Annotated in this window: 21 protein-coding genes; 10 read left to right on the top strand and 11 right to left on the bottom strand. The window is 60.0% G+C overall.

Annotated elements, in window-relative coordinates; translation table 11 throughout:
* Positions 1-78 precede the first annotated feature (78 nt).
* Positions 79-1,209, top strand: a complete 1,131-nt coding sequence (locus tag KF841_04920) for a hypothetical protein (GenBank protein MBX3394686.1) — start codon at positions 79-81, stop codon at positions 1,207-1,209.
* Positions 1,210-1,298: 89 nt separating this feature from the next.
* On the opposite strand, the gene KF841_04925 is transcribed toward KF841_04920, so the two are convergent.
* Both KF841_04925 and KF841_04930 read right to left on the bottom strand, forming a co-directional pair.
* On the bottom strand, positions 1,299-2,024 hold the full coding sequence (locus KF841_04925) for a signal peptidase II (protein ID MBX3394687.1): 726 nt from the start codon (positions 2,022-2,024) through the stop codon (positions 1,299-1,301).
* Positions 2,025-2,206: 182 nt separating this feature from the next.
* Positions 2,207-2,602 (bottom strand): TraR/DksA family transcriptional regulator, encoded by a 396-nt coding sequence (locus KF841_04930; GenBank protein MBX3394688.1) that lies wholly within the window; start codon positions 2,600-2,602, stop codon positions 2,207-2,209.
* Positions 2,603-3,136: 534 nt separating this feature from the next.
* Here KF841_04930 and tgt point away from each other — a divergent pair.
* From tgt to KF841_04945, 3 genes are all read left to right on the top strand, one after another.
* Positions 3,137-4,309, top strand: coding sequence for a tRNA guanosine(34) transglycosylase Tgt (gene tgt / locus KF841_04935; GenBank protein ID MBX3394689.1), 1,173 nt, complete (start codon positions 3,137-3,139; stop codon positions 4,307-4,309).
* Positions 4,306-4,695: a preprotein translocase subunit YajC gene (gene yajC, locus KF841_04940; GenBank protein MBX3394690.1), complete on the top strand. Its 390-nt coding sequence runs from the start codon at positions 4,306-4,308 to the stop codon at positions 4,693-4,695. The genes tgt and yajC overlap by 4 nt, the downstream gene beginning before the upstream one ends.
* Positions 4,696-5,015: 320 nt before the next feature.
* Complete coding sequence (locus tag KF841_04945; GenBank protein MBX3394691.1) at positions 5,016-5,489, top strand: hypothetical protein; 474 nt, start codon at positions 5,016-5,018, stop codon at positions 5,487-5,489.
* Between the two features lie 57 nt (positions 5,490-5,546).
* Here the strand turns inward: KF841_04945 and KF841_04950 are convergent, their stop codons facing one another.
* Positions 5,547-7,157 carry a hypothetical protein gene (locus KF841_04950; GenBank protein MBX3394692.1) on the bottom strand — a complete coding sequence of 537 codons (1,611 nt, stop codon included), beginning with the start codon at positions 7,155-7,157 and terminating at the stop codon, positions 5,547-5,549.
* Between the two features lie 119 nt (positions 7,158-7,276).
* Here KF841_04950 and KF841_04955 point away from each other — a divergent pair, with 119 nt between their 5' ends.
* Together KF841_04955 and dnaK are read left to right on the top strand one after the other, a co-directional pair.
* A complete protein-coding gene (locus KF841_04955) occupies positions 7,277-7,861 on the top strand; it encodes a hypothetical protein (GenBank protein MBX3394693.1) in 585 nt (194 codons plus the stop codon).
* 164 nt (positions 7,862-8,025) lie between these two features.
* On the top strand, positions 8,026-10,017 hold the full coding sequence (dnaK, locus tag KF841_04960) for a molecular chaperone DnaK (protein MBX3394694.1): 1,992 nt from the start codon (positions 8,026-8,028) through the stop codon (positions 10,015-10,017).
* A 222-nt stretch (positions 10,018-10,239) separates the two neighbouring features.
* Here dnaK and obgE read toward each other — a convergent pair whose 3' ends face one another.
* The 3 genes from obgE to KF841_04975 all read right to left on the bottom strand — a co-directional run bounded on the left by obgE (position 10,240) and on the right by KF841_04975 (position 12,465).
* A complete protein-coding gene (gene obgE, locus KF841_04965; GenBank protein ID MBX3394695.1) occupies positions 10,240-11,271 on the bottom strand; it encodes a GTPase ObgE in 1,032 nt (343 codons plus the stop codon).
* 160 nt (positions 11,272-11,431) lie between these two features.
* Positions 11,432-11,680 (bottom strand): 50S ribosomal protein L27, encoded by a 249-nt coding sequence (rpmA, locus tag KF841_04970; GenBank protein MBX3394696.1) that lies wholly within the window; start codon positions 11,678-11,680, stop codon positions 11,432-11,434.
* A gap of 80 nt (positions 11,681-11,760) precedes the next feature.
* A complete protein-coding gene (locus KF841_04975) occupies positions 11,761-12,465 on the bottom strand; it encodes a hypothetical protein (protein ID MBX3394697.1) in 705 nt (234 codons plus the stop codon).
* A 458-nt stretch (positions 12,466-12,923) separates the two neighbouring features.
* Here KF841_04975 and KF841_04980 point away from each other — a divergent pair, with 458 nt between their 5' ends.
* Complete coding sequence (locus tag KF841_04980; protein ID MBX3394698.1) at positions 12,924-14,048, top strand: hypothetical protein; 1,125 nt, start codon at positions 12,924-12,926, stop codon at positions 14,046-14,048.
* A gap of 482 nt (positions 14,049-14,530) precedes the next feature.
* The gene (locus KF841_04985) at positions 14,531-15,385 is read left to right on the top strand and encodes a DUF4097 family beta strand repeat protein (protein ID MBX3394699.1); all 855 of its coding nucleotides are present in this window, start codon (positions 14,531-14,533) and stop codon (positions 15,383-15,385) included.
* A gap of 37 nt (positions 15,386-15,422) precedes the next feature.
* Here KF841_04985 and KF841_04990 read toward each other — a convergent pair whose 3' ends face one another.
* From KF841_04990 to KF841_05005, 4 genes are all read right to left on the bottom strand, one after another.
* Positions 15,423-16,082 carry a hypothetical protein gene (locus KF841_04990; protein ID MBX3394700.1) on the bottom strand — a complete coding sequence of 220 codons (660 nt, stop codon included), beginning with the start codon at positions 16,080-16,082 and terminating at the stop codon, positions 15,423-15,425.
* 262 nt (positions 16,083-16,344) lie between these two features.
* Positions 16,345-17,361, bottom strand: a complete 1,017-nt coding sequence (locus KF841_04995) for a WG repeat-containing protein (protein ID MBX3394701.1) — start codon at positions 17,359-17,361, stop codon at positions 16,345-16,347.
* Between the two features lie 80 nt (positions 17,362-17,441).
* Positions 17,442-17,798, bottom strand: a complete 357-nt coding sequence (locus tag KF841_05000) for a hypothetical protein (GenBank protein MBX3394702.1) — start codon at positions 17,796-17,798, stop codon at positions 17,442-17,444.
* Between the two features lie 91 nt (positions 17,799-17,889).
* Positions 17,890-18,366, bottom strand: a complete 477-nt coding sequence (locus KF841_05005; protein ID MBX3394703.1) for a hypothetical protein — start codon at positions 18,364-18,366, stop codon at positions 17,890-17,892.
* 1,008 nt (positions 18,367-19,374) lie between these two features.
* Here KF841_05005 and KF841_05010 point away from each other — a divergent pair.
* On the top strand, positions 19,375-20,304 hold the full coding sequence (locus KF841_05010) for a hypothetical protein (GenBank protein MBX3394704.1): 930 nt from the start codon (positions 19,375-19,377) through the stop codon (positions 20,302-20,304).
* A gap of 507 nt (positions 20,305-20,811) precedes the next feature.
* Positions 20,812-22,740 carry a GNAT family N-acetyltransferase gene (locus KF841_05015; protein ID MBX3394705.1) on the top strand — a complete coding sequence of 643 codons (1,929 nt, stop codon included), beginning with the start codon at positions 20,812-20,814 and terminating at the stop codon, positions 22,738-22,740.
* A gap of 62 nt (positions 22,741-22,802) precedes the next feature.
* Here KF841_05015 and KF841_05020 read toward each other — a convergent pair whose 3' ends face one another.
* Positions 22,803-23,480, bottom strand: a complete 678-nt coding sequence (locus KF841_05020; protein MBX3394706.1) for an MBL fold metallo-hydrolase — start codon at positions 23,478-23,480, stop codon at positions 22,803-22,805.
* Positions 23,481-23,515 lie beyond the last annotated feature (35 nt).

Raw genomic sequence — 23,515 nt, forward strand, 5'->3', positions numbered from 1 at the left:
CCTGTGCACGGCGGCTTTGTCCAGCGACGGTTCACGGGCGAACGCCGCTGCCAGATTGCGCGGGCGATGACACGTCTCATGACTCGATTCCTCTTCCATTGCAGCGTTCCCGACATGCTCGACGAAGGAATCGAGGCCGCGATCGACCGGCTGCACGGTGAAATCGGCGTCAATGGGCTCGTGGTCGACGCAGTCGGGCCGGAACGCATGGCCTTCAGACCACGAATCGCCGATTCGTCGAAGATCGTTTCCCATGGTGCGGCCGCCTGGTTTCAGCCGACAGCCCGGCACTACACAAGCACCCGGCTCCGCCCCAATACCGCCCCCGCTATCAAGTCGCGCAACGAGTTGGAAAAGATCATCACCGCGGCCGCTGAGACCGACCTGACCGTCGCCATCAGGGTCGGCCCATTCGAGAATGCCACGCTCGCGGCACGACATCCCGGAACGGCCTGCGTTGATCTTTTCGGCCGACCACACGATGCTCGACTCTGTCCGGCCAATCCCGATGCAAGGGAGTTCGTCGCCGCCATGGTCGAGGACCTCACCACGAACTTTCAAATTGACTCGATCGAACTGGCGGGCGCGGACTTCGGCCCGGGACTCTATCAAATCCAACGCCCTATCATCGGCTTGCCGAATGAGGCCTCGACTTCGGCACTCATCGGCTGGTGCTTCTGCTCTGCCTGTCGCCAACGGGCGATGGACGCCAATCTCGATCCCGACGCCATATCGAACGAGTTGAAGACGCTTCTCGACTCGCTTCCCTCTCTGATGCCCTGCCCTGAATCAGATTTCGCCGCGATCGTATCGGGCAATCCCCGGCTCAGAGCATTCGCCGCCATCCGGGAAGAGATCGTGTCATCGCTTCTCCGATCAATCCGGAAGCGAGCAAGCCGTCCGCTCTTCGTACGGACGACATCGCCCGCGATCATGTCCGCTGCCAATCCGCACGCGCTCGCCGAACATTGCGATGGTTTCGTGCTGGCGCCAGAACACTCCAACGATAGACTGCCTTTACCCGCACGACTGGAGATGCACACCTGCCCACCTGCGTGGAACGACAGCCCCTCCCTGGTCGCATCCGTGTATGACGCCACGCGGCAACGCCACGACGCCATCGAATTCCTCGACTATGGCACGACGCCGACGCCCTGCCTCGAATGGGTGCGCCAAGCCATCCGATTCGCGCGTCGCAAGCAAATGTGATCTGCGCACCCTGCACGAAAATCGTACATGATCCGAGGATTTGCCCGACAAACGGCGCACGGCAGCGTGGAACCCGGATTCACCCGCGATCAGGCGACGGCCGACGATTGCGGCTCCTTGCGATCGAACCAGAAATTGAGCAGCAGGACGATCACACCGACGACAAGCAGCGCATCCGCGATATTGAAAATCCAGGGCCACAACGGAACCCCTCCCACCCGGGCATCAATCTTGATGAAATCGCGAACGACCGGCTGCGGACCCGATCGGAAATCATCCGTCTTGCGAATGGTGCGTTCGTTGCCGCCGTGCGGAAAATCCTCCAGGTACACGTGCGTCGGCGTCTCGCGTACCAGCTTGCCGATGTCGCGGCCGAAGTGATTGTGCACGACATAGGCTTCCTGCGTGCTGCGGTCGTACAAGTTGCCCAGTGCGCCGCCAAGCACCAGACCCAGGGCGATGTGCATCGACCATTTCGATGCGCCGGAGTTTGCGAAGATGTAAAGCACGAACAGAAGTGCCAATACGGACGCACCCACGAAGATCGGGGCGAATCCCGCACCGATCCCGAATAGCGCGCCCGGATTCAGTGACAATTGCAGCGTCAGCAGCTTGTCGACCAGGACGCGCGGCTCATCCGCCTTCATTGAGTCGAACGCCCACGTCTTCGTCCACAGATCAACCGCCAGCCCCACGATCGTCACCAGCCAGAGTCGCAGATGGCTTGGAAGGTGCGTCATCGACCACGGCTCAACCATCTCGGCAGCCACGATCGCAGGCTTCGGCGCCGGTTCGGATATGTCTGCGTCACTCATGAAAGACCTCAAACGGAGCGCCCGCCGATGACAACCTTCGATCATCCCGGCGCGGTCAAAAAGTCGCCGTCAACAATGCCGGATTATACGAAAACCCCGGCCTGGAGCGACCGGGGTTTCGAAATGTTCCATTCGTGCAGGGAAAGTGCTGCCGCCGAACCGCAGTTGCCGCGGAGCCCCAATCAATAGCGACGCGCTCGGCGACGCTCCGCATCCTCCTGTGTCCGCTTGTACTCGATGCAATAGCGCGCCCAGGGCTTCGCACGCAGTCGAGCCTTCGGAATCGGTTGATGCGTCCCTAGACAGACCCCGTACGTTCCGTTGGCAACGCGGGCCAACGCCTCGTCGATCTCCTTCAAGGTCGCACGCTCACCCGCGATCAATCCAATGGTGAACTCCTGCTCATAGTTGTCCGTTCCGATGTCCGCCATGTGAATCGGCATCATCGACAGATCGCCGGATGCGTCGGAACGGTTCGTGCGAAGCGCTTCCCGTTCCATATGATTCACAGCCCCAACCAGTTCACGGCGTTTGAGCAGCAGCAGTTGCTTGAAAAATTCCAGTTCAGCCGCCTTCAGGCTTGTCTTCGGAGTTGGCTTCGGCGCTTCAATCTGAGACGCACCATTTCCGCCAAGTTGCTTTCGATGAGAACGAGACGGCGTCCGTGTTGATTTCAGCTCCGCTCCGTTGGAACCGGCCGCTCCGTTTTTGACAATGGAAGACTTGCCCGACTGCCGTGTCGAACGGCTCGCCGGGCCGGCGATTCGCTTTTTCAAACGAATTCCCTCCATATCGACGGCGCAAAGGCCGTCATAACCGCGGGCATCGTGCCTCCGCACAGCGCGTCAGCCTCCTGCCGATACGCCCGCTACGCTGACATTGCGCCGAATCACTTCCTCTCCAGCGGAACGGGCGGGGGAACATGGCCCAAGCGCCCCGATTTCAACCCGGCCGGACTGATTCGTTACGCAATCCCGAAGCGATGACTAGGCGCTTCGAGCCTCGTCAGTATACTTGCACACTGCCGCGGAAGTCAATGGTTTGACAGGTCCGACAATCATCCAGTTCACGGCCCCCCGGTGCCGCTCATGCACGGCCTCCGGTAGCGTGCCATGATAACGGCACTGACCGCGAGAAAGTATTCCGACGACTTGTTCGAATTCGACGCCATTCATAACGACCGCGGCACACGCGCCCGTATCGGCCGATTCGCCACACCGCACGGCACAATCGATACACCTGTCTTTATGCCCGTCGGCACAAGAGGAAGCGTCAAGGGCATCTTGCCCGAACAACTCCGGCAGGTCGGCTCGTCCATCATTCTCGCGAACACCTATCACCTCGCGCTTCGGCCCGGATCACAGACCGTTCGCGATCTCGGCGGCCTTCATCGCTTCATGTCGTGGGACGGCCCCATCCTCACCGACAGCGGCGGGTTCCAGATCTTCAGCCTCGCCACGCTTAATGCCATCGATGACGACGGCGTCTCCTTCAAATCGCATATCGACGGCGCGCTGATGCGCCTCGATCCTGCCAGCGCCGTCGCCATCCAGCAGGAACTCGGTGCTGACATCATCATGGCATTTGATCAATGCCCTGCCCTTCCCGCCACACCCGACGCCCTCAGCCTCGCCGTCGAAAGAACCATCCGGTGGGCCGCGGAGTGCAAATCCGCATGGACCTCCTCGGCTCAGGCCCTTTTCGGAATCGTGCAGGGCGGGCTCGACCTGGATCTCCGGCGCCGTTGCCTCGACGCACTCGTCCACATCGGATTTCCCGGCTACGCCATCGGCGGATTGTCGGTCGGCGAGTCAACCGGCGACATGGCGACCTGTCTCAACGCATTTGCACACCTGATGCCCTCGGACCGCCCCCGGTACCTCATGGGAGTCGGCCGACCGCTCGACATCATTCGTGCCGTCGCCGCGGGAGTGGACATGTTCGATTGCGTCATGCCCACCCGAAACGGCCGCAACTCCTTCGCATTCACCGACGCAGGCTTTGTGAGGCTGCGCAACGCAAGGTACCGCCTCGATGAGCGGCCGCTCGACGAAACCTGCGATTGCCCCTGCTGCAAACAATTCACACGAGCCTACCTGCGACATCTTTTCCTGGCGGACGAGATGCTCGGCCCAATACTGGTCTCACTCCACAATATCGCTTACTATCACCGGTGGATGCGGCGCATTCGCGACGCCATTCGACAAGATGCCCTGGCGGACATGCTTCGAGAGGCTGAGAACTCCGCGGCCGCCGGTTCGCCCCTTTCCGAGGCCCCCGAATGATCGACACCCTCGCACTACTCGCACAAACGACATCAGCCCCGACTTCCCCGCAACCGGCGCCGGGATTCTTCGACATGTTTCCGTTGCCGCTCATGGTCGGCATGTTTGCAATCGTCTATTTCCTGATGATCCGGCCTCAGTCCAAAGAGCGAAAAAAACGCGAATCCATGCTCAGTGCGATCAAGAAGAACGACCGCGTCATCACGATCGGCGGCATCATGGGAACCATCACGGCGGTCCGGGACGATGAAGTCACCCTCAAGGTGGATGAATCAAGCAACACGAAAATCACTTTCTCAAAAGCTGCGATTCAGCGTGTCCTAACCGCCACCCAGGGCGCTGCCGACACCGGTGATGCGAGCGACGCCGCGAAGGACAAGAAATAAGACCCCCGGCGACGACAACCCGAACGGGCCGGACCCCGCAGACAGGGTTGACTTCTCCGGACCGATATCGCCGAAAACACTATAAACTCATTACAAATCAATGGATGCGTAAATATCGCCCCGCACCCTCGATTCCGGCAGATTCTGCCGACCGCCGATTCACCGCCCCGGAATTTCGCATACGCGGATTCGATTCCGATTGCGACTCACGACCCTCGCCGATGTATAATGCATCGCGACTCGGCCACCGATCCGCACAGCGGTCGGTGATTCATGCAATCTTCGTGGATTGCGGAACTAATTTTCGGAGCGAAAGACTTATGTCCAGAACACTTGCCCGGCGGATGATCGGCCAGACTCTCATCCTCGGAAGCGTTGCGATCGCCCTCGTTCTTTTCACCGTCGCTCCAAACGAGGCTCAGACAACGACGCAGCCTTCGGGCACGACGCGACAGCCCATCGTCACGAACCAGTTTACAACGACCAGCGGCTCAGCCCTCCAGGCAAGAGCGCCCGGCCTTTACACCCGGCAGGCGATCAGCATCCAGGCGGGAACCCTCGACCCCTTCGATGGCAACATCCCGGACGATACGCCGTGGGTTCGCCAGACTTTCGATATGCTCTTCCTGCAATTCGTCGACATCATCAAGGGACTCGTCGACAGCCTGAATCTGCTCGTCGGCCCGGGTAATGCGCTCGGAGGAATTTTTAACGGCGGCTTGGGTGGCGGACTTTCAAACGCAATCTCCAACCCGCTCACCAGCGGTGCCGGCACCAGCACGCCCATCAACTGAATCCCGCATCAAACGCATCGAATTGATGATCAAACCGGGCGCGGCCAGGGTCCGATTTCACGCCGAAATGCCGCCTTCACGGTGATTCGACACCTTGCGCGCCGCGATTCCGAGCACGATCAAAAGGCACACGCTCGCACACACGATACCCCGGACGGTCAAATCGGCGCCCCAGCCGGCCGGATGCAGTGAATTGATTCGCGCGGCCGCCCCTTCGTTCCAACGCTCCCCGTAATAGGCCTGGACCATGACATTCAGGGTTCCCGCCCACTCCGCCATGACCTGAACGACCAACCAGATCGCCATGACCCCGATCGCCGCGCGTCGCCAGGGCAGCTTTCCCAGGCCGGCATAAACAAGGCAGATCAGCCACGGGAATACCACGGCGCCGTACCACACATTCGTGCCGATGTTCCCGACGGCCGCTTGCGAATGAATGGCATGATAGGCCAGCGCGGCCATCATCCCCGCCCCAAGCGCGCCAATCGCCAGGCTCGTTCGGCCGCCACCCGCGAAGACGCTCCTTCCCAACCGCCTCCGACCTGCCGCAATAACTGCCGCGATGATGGAACATGCCACAATCGCGCCGTATAGCGTCGGGAGCGGCTGCCTGATTCCGAGAATCGGCGTATCCAGACCCAGCATGCTCCAGCCACCGCGCCAGAGCGATTGACGAAACAACCGCATGACAAAATCGCGACGCCAATCAATCTCTGCCGCGGCTCGCGCCAGATCGGCCACACCGCGACCGGACGCCTCATTCCTGACGGCCTCCTGCAGCGGCGTCATGACGCCGTGACGAGCAACATTTGCGCGGAAATACGGAAGGGTGATCGCCGCCGTGATACCGAAGATGATCGCCGGGCCAGCCACTGCCCGGCCCCATGCCGCCTTGCGACGCCACGCCAGCCACAGGCAAACCACGAGCACAAATGGAATCAAGCCCAGCAGGTTCGTCTTGGAGAGAATTGAGAGGCCCAGCGTCATCCCTGCGACGACCGCACGCCACCAGGACCATCGCGACAACAGTTGAAACAACATCGCCACGCAGATACTGCCGAGCAGAACGGCGAGCGCATCATTCGCAACGCGAGCGCAATTCAGCAGATACAGCGGCTGCGTTGCCACGATCAACCCGACAGGATATCGATGCGCGGTCGGTCCGAACAAGAACGAAATCGACCCCAACGCGACTGCCACAGCCGCCGCACACAGCCATACATTCACCAATCGCAAACCGGTAATGGCCGGAAGCATGCCGCCGTCCGCCTTCAGTCCGGCATAGAGCGGTGCAACAAGCCGGTAGTACAAAGGCGGCTGCTGCGCCTGATACAACGGAAGATCGCGCGCATCAGGAACGAGCGTCGGAGGTTCGTTGAGGCTCCAGTACTGTTCGTAGTCGACTCCGCCGAGTCGCCGAACCTGCTCGGCACCGAACGGGGGGTGCGGATAACGGACGAGGTCGGCATGCATCGACCGCGGCACGATGCTCTGCCCCATCACCGGCTCGCTGCCATGCTCGATCAAATGCTCAATAAAAGCGATGTGCTGGTATTCGTCCCAACCCTCGAACGGGGGCAGGATCGACATGACGAACAGGCCGCGCGCTGCAACCAGACAAACGAGCAGCGCTGCGTAGCATCGCCACACCGTCAGCCGTTTCGACAATCCTCCGCTCGGTGAAGCCATCGTCGCGAAAGTTAACCGAAAACTCCACGCGTGCGAGAACCCATTCCACTCGACTGATTCTCCGAGCCGGATCTCGGGTATGATGTCGCGCAAAATCGATGATCGACGAGCCCCTGCCAGTCTGCCCGCAGTGCGAATATGCGCTCACCGGCCTGCCTCCGCCGCATCGCTGCCCGGAATGCGGCTTCGAGTATGACGAGCGATCCCGCGCATGGTATGCGCCTGTCCGTTCCCATTATTTGATCGAATACATCGGTCCGGTCGTCGCCGTCGGGCTGATTGGGCTTGGGCTTGGGCCCATCTTCGTCAACGGGATCAGCCGACCGGCCCATCTGATATTCGTCGCCCTCCTGATGCTCGCAGTCGCGGGGATCGTTCGGGGCGGATCTCGAAAGCTCGCTTCGCGTCGCAGGCTTTCCTGTGTGGCCATCGCGCCTCGCGGACTCTACATTCGAAGCGACATCGGCGAGAAATGGATTCCGTGGCAGGACGTCGGCCGCGCGGTTTTCTCAGGGGAGTTCAGCTACATGACTTACCGCGGAAGCGACCAGACCGCCAACATCCCCGGCGTCTTCACGGATCAGGAAGCGCAGGCCGTCTTCTCCGAACTGGTCCAGCTCGCCAGAAAGCACTACCTGGAAATCGCGATTCCACCCGATTCCCGGGCATCGCAACCGTCCTGACTCCGCAATCGGCCATCGCGGCATGTCATACTGGCAGTCGCGAGCGATCCACGTAGCGACTTTGCGGACTCCTGTGTTCATAACTCAAACAAATACATACAGTTATATTTCAATTCGAATAAGCTCGCGTCTGGCACCGACCTTGCTTTTCGGAAGACGGGGCGATGCGCGCCGGTTGTCTTCAGACGGCGATCGCACCGCCCCGAACCCAAAAACAGGAGACGAGACAGATGGGTAAAATAATCGGAATTGACCTCGGCACGACCAACTCGGTTGTTGCCGTCATGGAGGGCGGCTCACCGAAGGTGCTCACCAATGCGATGGGCGCCCGGACCACGCCCTCGGTCGTTGGGTTCACCGAAAAAGGTGAGCGCCTCGTCGGCCAGGTTGCGAAGCACCAGCAGGTGACCAACCCCAAGAACACAACGTTCTCAATCAAGCGATTCATGGGTCGGCGGCACAACGAAGTCGCCTCGGAAGAGAAACTTGTTCCCTACGAAGTCGTCGGTGGTCCCGATGAACTCGTCAAAGTCCGCGTTCGCGGCAAGGATTACACCCCGCCGGAAATCTCGGCCATGATCCTTCAAGACCTGAAGAAGACGGCCGAAGACTATCTCGGCGAGAAGATCGATGCGGCAGTCATCACCGTGCCGGCCTACTTCAATGACTCCCAGCGTAAGGCGACTCGAGAAGCCGGAGAGATCGCGGGCTTCGAGGTCAAGCGCGTTCTGCCCGAGCCGACGGCCGCCGCGCTCGCTTACGGTGAGGACAAGAACAAGGGCGGCAAGATTGCGGTTTTCGACCTCGGTGGCGGGACGTTTGACATCAGCATTCTTGACGTGGGCGACGGCGTCTTCGAAACGCTGTCGATCAATGGCGACACGCACCTCGGGGGCGACGATTTCGACAAGGTGCTCATCGACCATGTCGCGGAGGAGTTTCGCAAGCAGTACGGCATTGATCTGCGTGATGACGCGATGGCACACCAGCGGCTCAAGGAGGCGTGCGAGAAGGCCAAGTGCGAACTCTCCACCAGCATGGAGACCAACATCAACCTGCCGTTCATCACCGCCGACGCGAGCGGCCCCAAGCACCTGAATATGACGCTCACTCGAACCAAGTTCGAACAGATCTCGGAGTCGCTCGTCGAGCGGTGTCGCCGGCCGGTGCTCAAGGCGCTTGAGGACGCGAAGCTGACCGCCAAGGACATCACGGAGTGCATCCTGGTCGGAGGTTCCACTCGAATTCCGGCCGTCCAGCGACTGTGCAAGGAGATATTCGGCAAGGAACCGAACAAGAGCGTGAACCCCGATGAGGCGGTCGGCATCGGCGCCGCCATTCAGGCCGGCATCATCGGCGGCGACGTGAAGGACATCCTCGTGCTGGATGTTACTCCTCTGTCACTCGGCGTCGAGACAATGGGCGGCGTCATGACCGTCATGATTCCGAGGAACACCACGATCCCGACGAGCAAGAAGGAAACCTACTCCACTGCCGCCGACAATCAGCCCGAAGTGACGATCCACGTCCTTCAGGGCGAACGGCAGATGGCGGCGGACAACCGCACGCTCGGCAAGTTCAACCTTCAGGGCATTCCGCCGGCGCCGCGCGGCATGCCGCAGATCGAGGTCACTTTTGACATCGACGCCAACGGCATTCTGAACGTCTCGGCCAAGGATGTCGGCACTGGCAAGGAACAGAAAATCCGCATCGAAGGTTCCAGCGGACTGTCCGAGGCCGAAGTCGAAAAGATGCGCAAAGAGGCCGAGCAGTACGCCGAGGCCGACAAGCAGAAGCGCGAGCTGATCGACGTCAGGAATCAGGCCGACTCGGTCGTTTACCAGACCGAGAAGACGCTGAAGGAGCATGGCGAGAAAGTTCCCGCGAACGAACGCTCGGCCGCGGAGAACGCCCTGTCAAACCTGCGCGACGTGATGAAGGGCGACGACGCCGCATCCATCCGGAAAGCGATGGAGAATGTCATGACCGCGTCACAGGCGATCGGCAAAATCATCTACGAGGAAGCGGCCAAGGCCGGTGAAGCCCACGGCAAGGGTTCGCCCACCGGCGACCGGGAGCCCGTCGGAGCCGGCAGTCACAGCGGCGGCAAGAAGGACGACGATGTGATTGACGCGGAATTCGAGGTGAAGGAATAGCGCGACGCACCCACGATCACCCGGGGCCGGCTCTACGGTGACGAGTTGGCCTCGCATCAAGCAGGGCCTACAAAGCCCACGGCAGGAATGTCGTGGGCTTTTTCAATGGCAACATCCGGAATTTTCGGTGGATCTCTGCGAGACCCACGGCATGACGCACGCGCCGAAATCGTCGCATGCACGGGAAATCGAAGACGAATGGGCCGCGTGGGCAATGCAGGATCAGAATGCGTTCCCGGCGGCCTCGGCCTCTCGAGACGCTTCGAGCATGTGCCAAAGGCGATTGGTCACGGCTTCAATACCGCGACCGGTCACGGCGGAGATCGCCATGACATTCACTCCGATCTCACGCGACAATTCAGTCAGTGCCTCTGGTTCGGCATCGGGCGTGAGGTCCAGCTTGTTCGCCACGACCAGTTCCGGCTTCGCGGCCAGCACTTCGCTGTACTTTCGAAGCTCGTCGCGGATCATCCGATAGGCCTCCGCCGGCGCAGGGCACCCTTCCACCGGAAACAGATCGATCAGGTGCAGGATCACGCGCGTACGCTCGATGTGACGCAGAAACGTGTCACCGAGTCCGACCCCCTCATGCGCGCCCTCCACCAGCCCCGGAACATCCGCCACGATGAAACGGCGGTATCCCTTCAAGTCAACAATTCCCAGATTTGGAACGAGCGTCGTGAAGGGATAATCAGCGATCTTCGGCCGTGCCCGGGACACACGCGACAACAATGTGCTCTTACCCGCATTGGGCAGTCCGACGATGCCGACGTCCGCCAGCAGCTTCAGTTCCAGCCGCAGCCATCGCTCCTCGCCGATCTCCCCGTGTTCAAACTCACGCGGCACCTGGTGGGTCGCGGTGGCGAACCTCGCATTTCCGCGGCCACCCTTGCCGCCGCGCGCGACGCACAGCCTTTCGCCTTCCGCGGTCATGTCCCGAAGCAGCACGCCGTTGTCGCGATCGTAGACCAGCGTGCCCGGCGGCACTCGAACCACTTCGTCGCGGCCGTTCTTTCCCGTGCAGTCCGCGCCGCGTCCGGGCTGCCCGTTCTCGGCAGTCCAGTGATGTCTGCCGGTGAAATCGACCAGCGTGGAGCGCTGGGCGTCCACTTCGAGGTACACGCTTCCGCCGTCGCCGCCGTCGCCGCCGTCCGGTCCGCCCTTGGCGACATATTTCTCGCGACGAAAGCTGACGCAGCCGTCACCGCCCTTTCCGGAGCGAACGCAGATTTCAGCCTGATCGATGAAGAGCATTTGAAGACTCGGAGTTGCACCTGGACGACAAACGATTCAGAACGCCTCGGACATCCGACGTGAGGAGCGACCAATCGCAGATGGCGTAAAAGCAGAGCGCACCGGCGCGAGCAGACGCGACGGTGCGCTTTTAGAATCGAAACCGTCCGATCGCGGCCGGCTATTCCGTCGCAACCGGCACAATCGAAACGCGACGACCGGTGAACACAACCCTGCCCTCGCGCATTGCGAACAAAGTATCATCCCGGCCTCGGCCGACGTACATGCCCGGCTTGTAGGGCGTGCCGTTCTGCCGCACGAGAATGGTTCCGATTGTGACCATCTCGCCGTCATGCCGCTTCAATCCGAGAAACTGCGGATTGGAATCGCGGCCGTTTTTGGTGGAGCCTTGTCCCTTCTTATGTGCCATGTTGAATATCCTCTACCGCGTGGGTATGCCCCACTCATTCACCTTTCAACAATCCGATTCAACGCAGGATGACGCGGTCCTCACCGCATCACCCATTCCATCCGCCCCAGCGCGGGTTCGGCATTCCGCCTCGTGGCCGGATCGCCGGGAAGCGTGTAAGGAATCGCCAGCGTTTTGGTCAGGACGAAGACCGGCTGATTCTCATCAGAGACCGGCCGCTTCGCGTCGAACGCCGGATTCGGCTTTGTGACCCGCTCGCCCGACAGGCCGCTGACATAAATCGTGAACTTGCTGACGCGCGGGTCCAGTTCCGGAAACACGACGACGGATGTCAGGGCGTTGTCCTTGCCCTGCCTGAGTTTCGTAATCGCCTTGTATGGCTCAACGAGGAAGGGGTGCGTCTTGGCATGCAGCGATTTGATCGCCTCGAAAACCTTCGGATGGATTCCGACAATCGACGGCTCGACCGTCAATCGCGCGGCCTTCTCCGGCATCTGTGCGGCCTGATCCTCCGGCACCTCGCTCGAAATCTCGCTGACGCGAACGATCTCAGGATGAAAATCGACATCCTGGGGAGAATTGTTCGTCACCGTGTAGAGGAAATACCAGTACACCTTTTGGCCGGCGCCGGTATCGACAAGGATTCGCACCGGGGCCGTGGGCTCGAATTGCAGCTCCCACGACACGCGAACAGGGCTCGGCTCAGGCGTCGCCCAGACCAATGAATCCGCGGAGATTCCGACGAGCGCGATCAGCGTTAGACTGGCAATCAATTTTCGCTTCACGACTGGACCTCGTTCGGTTCCCCCGCACACCGGCGCGATCATCACCGCGCCGCGGCGATAAGGTCTGCGGGGAAACCTGTTAATATATTGTTTTCCCGCGCGTTGTCAATTTTCGGCGGACGGTGTTAACTTGCGGCGGACTCGAATGTTGTGATCCGAACTTCGCCACACGAATTTCGGCGGGCGGCTGGATGCGATCCTGCCACCTTCTGATTATGGCGAACCGATGGCTGAAACTCAACAGAACACCAGCTCAACATTCCGAATTCGACTGGAAGAAACCGACTGCACGAGCAGCGACTGGCAATTTTTCGGACCCAGCGGGCCGACAGAATCGCCGATACCCGCTATCGTGACACGGACCTGATCGATTGTCGCTCGGCTCGCCGAGGGCGCCGGCGAACAATCGTGGAACAAATCGGCGGATACCCGCCTCTGCGAGGACCCAGATGCGCCGGATGATACGCCGCAACGTGACTCAGGCCGACGGACGGAAGCGACCCATTCGATCGCGTTGGAATGAGCGAATCCGCGCCACACTTGCATCGTTGCTGATTTCGATCGCGATGCCGTCGATCGCCGCCGCATGGGACGAGGATGGGCACGCCATCATCACGCTGCTGGCCATTGACGCACTGCCGACAGACATGCCCGACTGGCTGCGCTCGCCCGATGTCCGGGAGCGTCTGGTGTACCTTTCCTCGGAACCCGATCGATGGCGGGGCCAACGGGACTTTCAACTCGATCACATCAATGGGCCGGATCATTATCTGGACGAAGAGATGCTGCACCCGTTCGGCCTGTCGGTTCGATCGCTGCCGCGATTCCGGGTCGAATTCACTGACATGATGGCGACACAACGGGCGCTGCATCCGGAGAAGTTTGCTGAGCCCGCCGGGGAAGAGAAGCCACGGCCCGATCGCGATTACACGCGTAAGTTGCCCGGCTTCCTTCCATATCGCATCACGGAGCTGCAATGGCAGGTCGCAGCGAGCTGGACACAGCTCAAGACCTACGAAGCCCATCCGGACCGCGTGACGCCGGGCATGATCCGCAATGCGCGAGAGAACATCGTCTATTCTATGGGGATACTCAGTCATTATGTCGGCGACGGATCGCAGCCGCTTCATATGACGATTCATCATCACGGCTGGGTCGGCCCGAATCCGAAGGGGTACACGCGCGACAACAAGTTTCACGCGTACATCGACGGCGACGTTCTCACGCTTCACAACATCAGCTATGACACACTGAAGGACCGAGTGAAGCCGGCTCGAAAGTTCTCGAAGAAGAACAATTGGCAGGACATCGTCGCCTATCTGTACGAAACCTTCGAATTGGTTGAGCCGCTCTACGAGCTGGAGAAAACCGGCGAGTTGAAGCGCGCGCCCGGCAAGCAGTTCATCGAAGGCCGCATGCTTGAGGGCGGCGCGGCGCTGGCGGGCGTCTGGAAGGCGGCGTACGACGCAGCCAGGATCGACGAGTTTCGCGAAAACCGGTTGAAATCCGAGTTCCCGCATGAGCCGGGCCGAAAACGTGCGCTGCGAGATCAGGACGAGAAGAAACCGGCCGATTCACAGTAATTCCTGAATCAAGCCGGCGCTTTTGCGCAGTCTTTGCGCGATTGTGATTCGCGCGTTTTTACGGTGTGAAGTGCGTGAAAATACCAGCCGATTTTTTTTGCCTTTTCACCGGCATGTTGTATTTATTAATTAGGCGCGATGAGCGACATTGGCGCTAAGCGAGTCGACGGTTCCTGTAACTGCACTCGCAACCCGACTCGAGCACCCTTGTGTGCACCTGCAGGCTTAAGCAGAAAACCTAGGTAGGGTTGCCGCTGGTCGCTCGTCTCGCCTGTTTTTTTGCGCATGATTCAATGCGGAATCGGGGCCGAGGATGTCATTTGGTACATGATCCACCCAATGGTGCCATTCGCGCGCCGTGGCCCGATCCGGAAACTCTTTTGAAATAATTGGCTCCCACGATTCAATACAGAGGATGCGTGCCGTGGATCGATGTCGGCGTTAGTCTCCGACTTCGACCATCTGCCACGAGAATTTCGTAAATGACGGTTGATTCCCTGAAAGTGGAGTTTCATCGCATGTTTGTTCCTCGTATGTGCCTCGCCATCCTGCTGGCTCCCATTTTGACCGGCTGTGCCAGTCCCCGTGTCTGGATCGAAGAAACTCAGACGATTCGCGTCGCCGCGGAGCAACTGGAGTCTCTCGAGATTCAGTCGCACAACGGCGATATCAGCATGTCGGGGGATTCCGCGGCCACCGAGCTTCGCGTGGTCTTGAAGGCACGCTTTGGCGGGGTAACCACCGCGTCCGCCGAGGCGTGCAAAGCGGCTGTCGAGATTGCGTCAGAAACGCTTCCAGGCGGGCAACACCGCATCCTGTCAAAATGGTTGAAACCCAAGGCGCCGGACTGGCAGCTTTGCACCGAATTCACTGTCGTCGGCCCGCCGCGGCTGGTCACCACGTTCATTTCGCACAACGGCAACATCACCCTCAAGGATGTCACGGCCGCAACCCAACTCACGACGCACAACGGCAACATCATTGTCAAATCTGAATCGCCGTCACTGCAAATTCTCACGCACAACGGCGATATCGATGCCGTCGCGCCGGCCAAGACGGTCCATCTTGAGTCACATAACGGAAATGTTCGAATGAACGCGTCGGCCTCGCCGGAAATCGGCGGCGAGATGACGACGCACAACGGCACGATCATCGCCACATTCAGCGAGCGCACGGCGACCCGACTATCCTGCCGAACTCACAACGGGCGAATCCGATGGTCGATCCCGTGGAATCTGACAAGCTTCGATCGACGATCCGCGGAGGCCGTTCTTGCGGATGGGGATTCTCAACTGACGATCGAGAGTCATAACGGCAATATCGTGCTTCAGAAATGAGTCGGTTCGCCGCGGCCGGTATGACCGGTCGATTCGCCTAGTTCGTTAATACAACGTCCATGATGCCGGGCGCTTCCCACTCCCAACGGTCGTCGCTCGCCCAGCGAAGTGCGGCCAGCATGCCGGCGTGCTCACACGCGGCGGCGAAGAGCGCATCATTCGAACAAAACCGCACGTCTTCTCCGTAGATGCTGACCGAGTGCATTGCGGCCGTTTCAAATTCCCGTTGCATTGCCGGATCGCGGCGGGCCGCTTCGTCGAAGCGCAAGCGCATTTCCAACCGAATTCGCCAGAGATTTCTCTGCACCTGCTCCTGCTTGCTGAGCACATCGCCGCAGCATCGCATCGCCTGAGCCGGCGACAACGAATGAAAATCCATCGGCGACTGGGGCTTCACAAACGGGAACAGCCAGCACAGTGCGCAGAACTCACCCCATACCTGGCGCAGCCGCATCATCGTCTCGTCCGGGGTGTAGGCTTTCACGGTTTCACGATCCAGCAGCAAATGCCGCATTTGCGTCACCGCGCCCGGCGCGGGTGTGCGAATATCGTCCAGCCCCTCCATGTGACCGACCTTGCGCTCGAGCGCCACACGCAGCGTCACGACATTTGCCTGAACGGCCAAGGTCGCGGCTGCGATCTCGTCCATTGATCGCGGCGACAGTGCGGACAGACATTGGGGCAATTCCATCGACATGGCGCCATTCTAGCCCGACTCGGCAGCCGAAACGAGAGATTCGACCGCAGCCCCCAATAAGACGCCGAGACGGCCGACCGCGGGAGAGGCAGCCGACACGCCCCGGCGTTGCGAGAACAGGCCGCGGTGCGAATTGCAGCGCGCATCCGCCGCACCCGATGGCGAATGCATCGAGATGAGGAGAGGTCCTTTCGCACCGCAGCCGCAGATGGATCAAGGCGCCGTCGGAGCTTTCGCCGGCGGGACACCGCGAACGGCGCCGCTAGCGGGCGGGATTCCAGACATACGCCCCTGCCGAATTCACATATCCGCGCTTGCCGTCCACCTTCACCAGCGCGATATTCGCCTGACAAAATGCGTCGGCCATATCAAAGGCAGGCTTCACGACGACGCGCCCGCTCTTGTCGATATAACCCCACTTTCCTCCAGACTTGACGGCCGCCCTGCCGAACACGAAGAGCCGGACTTCCTCATACTGCGGACTGACGACCATCTTCCCATTTCGATCGATGAAGCCCCACTTCGCTCCCAGCATCGATCCAACCAGCACCGCCGCACGGCCGTCGCTGAAGAGGCGCGCCTGCGCGAACTGCGGCTCAATCACAGCTTCGCCCCGGCGGTTGATGTATCCCCACTTTCCATCTTCCTTGAAAGCGGCCAATCCGTCGTTGAAATCACCGCACTCGTCAAATTTCGGGTTGATGACGAATCCACCCTTGGAATCGATGAACCCAACCTTGCCTCCCCAGTCTCCACCGACACGAACCCGCGCCATGCCCTCTGAAAAATCCGAGGCCTCGTCGTATTGAAGCTTGATGACTTCATCGCCCGCGGGATCGACATAGCCCCAGGACCCGTCACGCTTCACGCGGGCGAGCCCTTCATGAAAGTCGCCGGCATCGACATACTTCGGATGAATGACGGCGGCGCCGGACCTGTCGATGAAACCGTAGCGGCCGCCAATGAGCCCCTGTTTCTCAAAGACGCGGGCCATTCCCTCGCGGAACGATTCCGCCTCGTGATAGGTCAGGTTCACGATCATCTCACCTTTTTCGTTGATGAATCCGCGAATGTCGCCCTTCTGCACGAGCGCCAGTCCGTCGGAGAATTTCCCGGCCTTGTCGTATTGGGGTTCGACGACGACGTTGCCTCGTGAATCGATATAGCCCCAGCGATTGTCCTTCTTCACCGGGTGAAGGTCATCCGCCATCGCCGGCATGACAGCAACCGAGCCTGAGATCACGATGAGCAGACCCATTTGTCGAATGTACGCGTTCATCTCTCTGCCTCACTTTCGTATGCTCGCACACATGAATCAGAATTACATTACGCCAGAGATTCTTCCGGAGCAGCCTGGCGTCACACTCGGCCTTTGCGAGCGAAGACCGCTTTCACCTTGTGGTCCCTCCAGAACTTTCCGACAACAAGTCGTCGGCCGTCACCGGATAAGGTCGCGTCGAAAGTCATTGCTTCACCATCGTGTGGATCCAGGACGAGAAGCCGGCCATCGAAGCGATAGGTTCCCGATGTCGTGCGAATGCCACCCATGTTGCGTTCGGCGTAGTATGTTCCGTCCTCCTGAAGAGTGATGACGGAAAAGTCAAAATCGCGGATTGCGGCCGTCGGCTCTATATCCTTCATGTTCCACTTGCCATGCACGGTGCAGCCGCACAACACCGCGACAAGGCCAGTGACAATCCATGTACACACCTGCATATTCACAGCCTCCTTTCTCGGGCTTCGGGGATGCGCTGAGCCGGAAGACAAACGGCCCTGGCGTCCAGCTTCGTCATCGCCGATTCGTGCATCAGTCGGGCGCGCGTCCGGTCGTGACGTCGAAGTCGACCAGGACGGCGGAATGATCGAAGGTGAACAGAATGGTGTCGCGACAGCCGAAGTCCGTACCGTCGCGCAGCACCTCGCTGCTGGTCTCCGGCCCGATTGCTCCGATCACGCGCAGATCAGCATCATCGAGCACAATGGCCTGCAGATCGTCGCAGTCACGCACGAACGGCATGGTCTGGCCCGGCTCGATCGTGATTGCGATGCGTTCGCCCAATTCAACGAGCAGCGCCCGCGGGATATTCTGCTCGCCGCTGATATAGAACACCGCATCCACGGGATAGTCCCCGTTATTTGTCACTTCGACGCGCGTGCCGCGGTCCAGAAGCCGACCGAGGAGTGCCTCCAACTCGTCACACCCCGTGCAGGTCATTATCAACAACGAGGCTGACAGGAAGGCGACACCCAGCATTTCCATTCGCCTTATGCGGATAATCGACATGTCCGTTTCTCCTTTCCGGTTCGGCCGCCACTGAATTCTCGAACCGCCATGGGCGCGGTGTCTTCGAATCGCGACGGCGCGAGGTCCACTTTTCCGAAACCAATTCCAATCCATGAGAACTGCACGCACGGGGTGCGGGTGCAGGATGAACCACCGTGCCTCGCACATGATGCGCGCGAAGGACGTTCGGTTCGCTATGTCAGCGCGCGTGCTGTCGCGGCCTCGCCGCGATGCGAGGATATTCTGAAGCGGATTGATCGTGGGGTGGAGATCACTCGGCCGCTGACGGCACAAGCGCACAGGCCGGGGAGGACACTTTGTACGCAGGGATGAATGTCAATCGAGCGACCGTTCGTGGGCACCTGGGTTACGCGGGAACTCACGGGCTTTCGAGTTTCCACCATGGGATACCTCCAATCCTGCCATCATCAAAGAAGCGTCGAAACGCAAACGCCCTTGATCGAATCCGGAAAGATTCTCGGATGCTCCATTACCTAGACCGTAACCCGTGAGTTCGTGAAGTCAAATCGGTCCGGGGATGCGAGCCGACAAATGCATCACCGAGACGAAGCGCAAGTTCTTGAATTTCAAAAGCCGGCCACACGATTGCCCTATTTCCGCGCGCTCGAAAAAAAATCGCGTGAATTTCCGATTACGCCGAACTCCGGCAAGCCGAGTGCCACGCGGATGACAAATTGAGAATCGAAAATTATTCAATCGCATCCATTCGGCATCGAGTTTGCCGGGATCCCGACATCAGACCGGTACGTCGCCATTTTCATACAGACGTTTGTCTATTTTTGACGGACCTGCCCGTTGCTTCCCGATCGTCGACTTCCCCATCCACGCCGTTTGCGGAGCGCGATTCCCCCTCGCCATCCCGCGACCCCGCCGACGAATGCCCGGCCCCCGGCTTGTGCAGCACTCGCCCGATCGATGACCCGTGGCGGACCGGCCGACAGGTAGAGCCGTTTCCCGCCGAAATCGCCGATGCTATGATTCCCTTTGATGTCGCCAAAGATCGGAAAAACTTGCGTTCGTCTGGGTGTGCCGACCGCGTTTTTTTTCATCGCGTTGACGAGTGGCTGCGGTCCCGGCAGGCTGCTCGAACGTCCTGCCGACATGCCGGCGGAGGTTGATGGTCGTCGCCTCTGGCATACCAGCCGGGCCTATATTTATGCAACCCACGAGGCCACGGCCGGCGAGACGAATCGATGGATCGGGGAGTTGGCCGGTCACCTCAATCGCACGTACAAGCGGCCGCTTGGCAAGGGACTGGTGATCGTCGTTGACGACAACGAAGCGCCATTTGTCGACTCCATCGTCGAACTGATTCGCCTGCAAAATCGAACGGCGGTTGCGGCGGGCGTTGAACAACATGAACTGCCGAATGAGGAGATTCAGCGCCAGAAATACAAAGATGCGGAGATGTCGGAGGACCTTGTTTGTCGCATTACCCCGTTTGAACTCGACGCCAAGGCCCTGGCCGCCCGCGGATTTCCCGAGAATCTGCCCCCGGACGTTGAGTGGCGCCTCTGTTGCCCTTCCGAATCGCTTATGAAATCCGCCATGTGGGACTTCGGGCCCAAGGCAATCGAGAAGAAACAGGGCAAGACCTTCGCTGTCGCGACCGCCTGGGCGTGGCCTCTTGCGTTTGCCGAAGCGGCGAAGGGCTTCGAACTGGGACGCGATGTCCTTGCATTCGAGCTGTGGTCGACTCGGCAAGCGGATTGGGAATCTGAGTTTCGGCGTCGAGAAATCGAAAAATACGCGGAACAACGGGCTTTGGTGCTGAGTCCGACTTTGGCACTCGCCATGAAGATTGCCAAAGGCGGAGATGATCCGAAGCCGCGTCTAAAGACGCCTGACTCAAAACCCCCGGAGGATTCCGATCCGAAGCCACACAGCTCGGCGGATCGATCGGACGATGGTGACTGAACGCAGCCGGGCGGCGATATCGGCATCGATTGAACATTGCATGGCGCGGCAGGCAATCTTCGGCGCATCATTTCTCGCTCAGACGCTGTAACGTCCACGGCACAAAGTCCGACGGCAAAGCGGCAGTGAATCAGCCGGAGGGTGAATTGTCCGCCGGGAAAATCATGGAGCGTGCCGGGCCGTGTCCATTGCATCAGGCCATTCGGCAAATCACCCAGTCACTGCGCAAAGTTTCGCGATTCGCAGATGAGCCCAACGCGGCTTACGGCATCGATTCGCACGTTTTCAGGCCACGGCAAAGCGGAAGCTGCCCAGCCCTTGCTCGAACTGATTGGGATCATCGCAGTCACAACGGCGGCCAGCGTCGATCTCACCCGACGATGGCTGAGGCGAATCATCGCTTGACGGGACGCGGATTCCCGCCGATGCGGCGCGCCGATTGCGTAGTGAATGTTTGACGAGGTGACACTAATATTCAACCGCCCCAGCGGGGCCGATGGTATCACGATGTTCGAATCAACCGAAACAAGGGAAAAGACATTGGTGACCGCCAGCTGGAAAGATCGCTATCGGGACAAAATCCGGACGGCAGCGCAGGCTGTCGCCGGTATCAAGCATGGGCAGCGCGTCTTTCTGAGCAGCGGCCCTGCGGTCCCGCAACTTCTGTCCGAGGCCTTGGTCGCGCGTGAGGACCTGACGGACGTTGAAATCGTGCACATCATGACGCTCGGTCCGGCGCCGTACATCGATCCGAAGTTCGTGGGCCGGTTTCGCCACAACGCCTTTTTCATCGGTGAAAACGTCCGCAAGGCGATCAAGGAAGGACGCGCCGACTACACGCCGATTTTCCTGTCCGAGATTGCGGAGCTGTTCCGATCCCGGCGCATGGTGATTGATGCAGCGCTGTTGCAGGTGAGTCCGCCCGACGCGTTCGGCTACTGCAGCTTCGGCATCTCATGCGATGTGGGCAAGAGCGCGGCTGACATGGCGCCGCTGATCATCGCGCAGGTGAACGAGCAGATGCCGCGCGTGCTCGGCGATAACTTTATCCACGTCAGCGATATTGACGTGATGGTTCCCTGCGACATGCCGCTTTTCGAGCTGACGATGGGCAAGCCGGACGACCTTTCCCGTCGGATCGCGCGGCATATCGCCAATCTCATTGAAGATGGGTCCACGCTCCAGCTGGGAATCGGAAACATTCCGGATGCGGTGCTGCACAATCTCCACGGCTTCAAGAATCTGGGGATCCATACAGAGATGTTCAGTGATGGCGTGATTCCGCTGGTGGAGGCGGGCGTCATTGATAACAGCGAGAAGACGCTGCACCGCGGCAAGATCGTCGCGAGCTTTGTCATCGGCTCGCGAAAGCTCTATGACTTCGTCAATAACAACCCGATGGTCGAATTCCATCCGACGGAGTACGTCAACGATCCGTTCGTCATCGCGCAGAACGAGAAGCTGGTCTCGATCAACGGCGCGATCGAAGTCGACCTGACCGGGCAGGTCTGTTCAGACTCCATCGGAACCGCCTTCTACAGCGGCATCGGAGGACAGGTGGACTTCATGCGCGGAGCGGCCCGGTCCCACGAGGGCAAGCCGATCATTGCGCTGCCTTCGACCACGGGCGACGGCAGCGTCTCGCGCATTGTGCCGACGCTGAAGCCCGGCGCGGGTGTCGTCACGAGCCGTGGCGATGTGCACTATGTCGTCACGGAGCATGGCGTCGCGTATCTCCACGGCCGAAACGTGCGAGAACGGGCCATGGCGCTGATTCAGATCGCCGATCCCCGCTTCCGCCCGTGGCTGGTGGGCGAGGCAAAGTCCCGCAGGCTGATCTACCCGGATCAGATCGAACTGCCGATACGGACTCCGGTCTATCCCGAGGACCTGGAGCGATGGATCGTGCTGAAGGACGGCCGCCGGGCGTTTCTCCGGCCGCTCAAGCTTACGGACGAGCCGCTGCTCCGCGACATGTTCTACCGGCTTTCGGAGGAATCGATTCACTATCGGTTTTTCCGAATGATCAAGGCCATGCCTCATGAGCGATTGCAGGAGTTTCTGAAGGTCGATTATGACGCGGATATGGCACTTGTGATGTTGACCGATGCGGACGCCGACGGGCAGCTCATGGGAATCGCCCACTACAGCAAGGACCCGCGCAACACATTCGCCGAAGCGGCGTTCCTTGTCCGCGATGAGGATCACGGCAAGGGCATCGGCACGCAGATGCTGCAATCGCTTGTCGAAGCGGCGATTTCACGCGGCGTGACCGGATTCACCGCGGAGGTCCTGCTCGACAACCAGGGAATGCTCCGCGTGTTTCACAAATGCGGCTATCCTGTGCAGAGCGAATTGTCCGACGGCAAGTACTCTCTCAGGATTCCGTTCAAGCGGCGCAAACGCACCACGGCCAGCCGAGCGGACAATCTGTGACGACCGAGGAGCCTCGTCGCAACGCGGGACGTTTGCGAAAGCGTCGCGGAGATTCCCGCGCGTCATTCAAACTCGCTGGATAAGTCGATCCCGCCTTCGCGGAGATAGGGATTGTGACGCTTTTCATCTCCGATCGTCGTCGTCGGGCCATGACCGGAAAATACGACGGTTTCGTCCGGGAGCGTCAGCAGATTTTCCCGGATATTCTCGATGAGCAGCTTCGGTTGGCTGTGATGAAAATCGACGCGGCCGACCGATCCCTGAAACAAGGCATCCCCAACAATCACGATACCAGCGCTTTCGCAATACAGGCTGCGACTGCCGGGCGCGTGCCCCGAGGTGTCAAACACACGCCATCTTGTATTATCCAGCGTCAGGACGCCGCCGGGCGGCAGGTCGATGGTCTCAAAATCGCCGACGACCATGCCCATGCCGAACGGGCCGGACAGATTCTCGTCCGGATCAGTGAGCGCGGGTTTCGCGTCGTTCGCGATGTGAATCGGAATTGACGGCAGCGCTTCGCGAATTGCGGGCACGCCGGCGATGTGATCAAGATGGCCGTGCGTCAGAATCAACGCCGCCGGTTGCAGATTGTGGGACTTGAGATGGGCGAGAATCTCATGCGGCGAGGGCGGTAAGCCGGGATCGATGATCCAGCATGGGCCGCCGTCGCGTGTCCGAACGACGTAGGCGTTCTCACCGTAGAGGCGGTCGACGAAGGTCGAGATCTGAATCTTCATCGGGCGATTTCCAGAGGATCGTCATGTACGATCAG

This window comes from Phycisphaerae bacterium (assembly GCA_019636475.1).
Classification (GTDB): Bacteria; Planctomycetota; Phycisphaerae; order UBA1845; family UTPLA1; genus JADJRI01.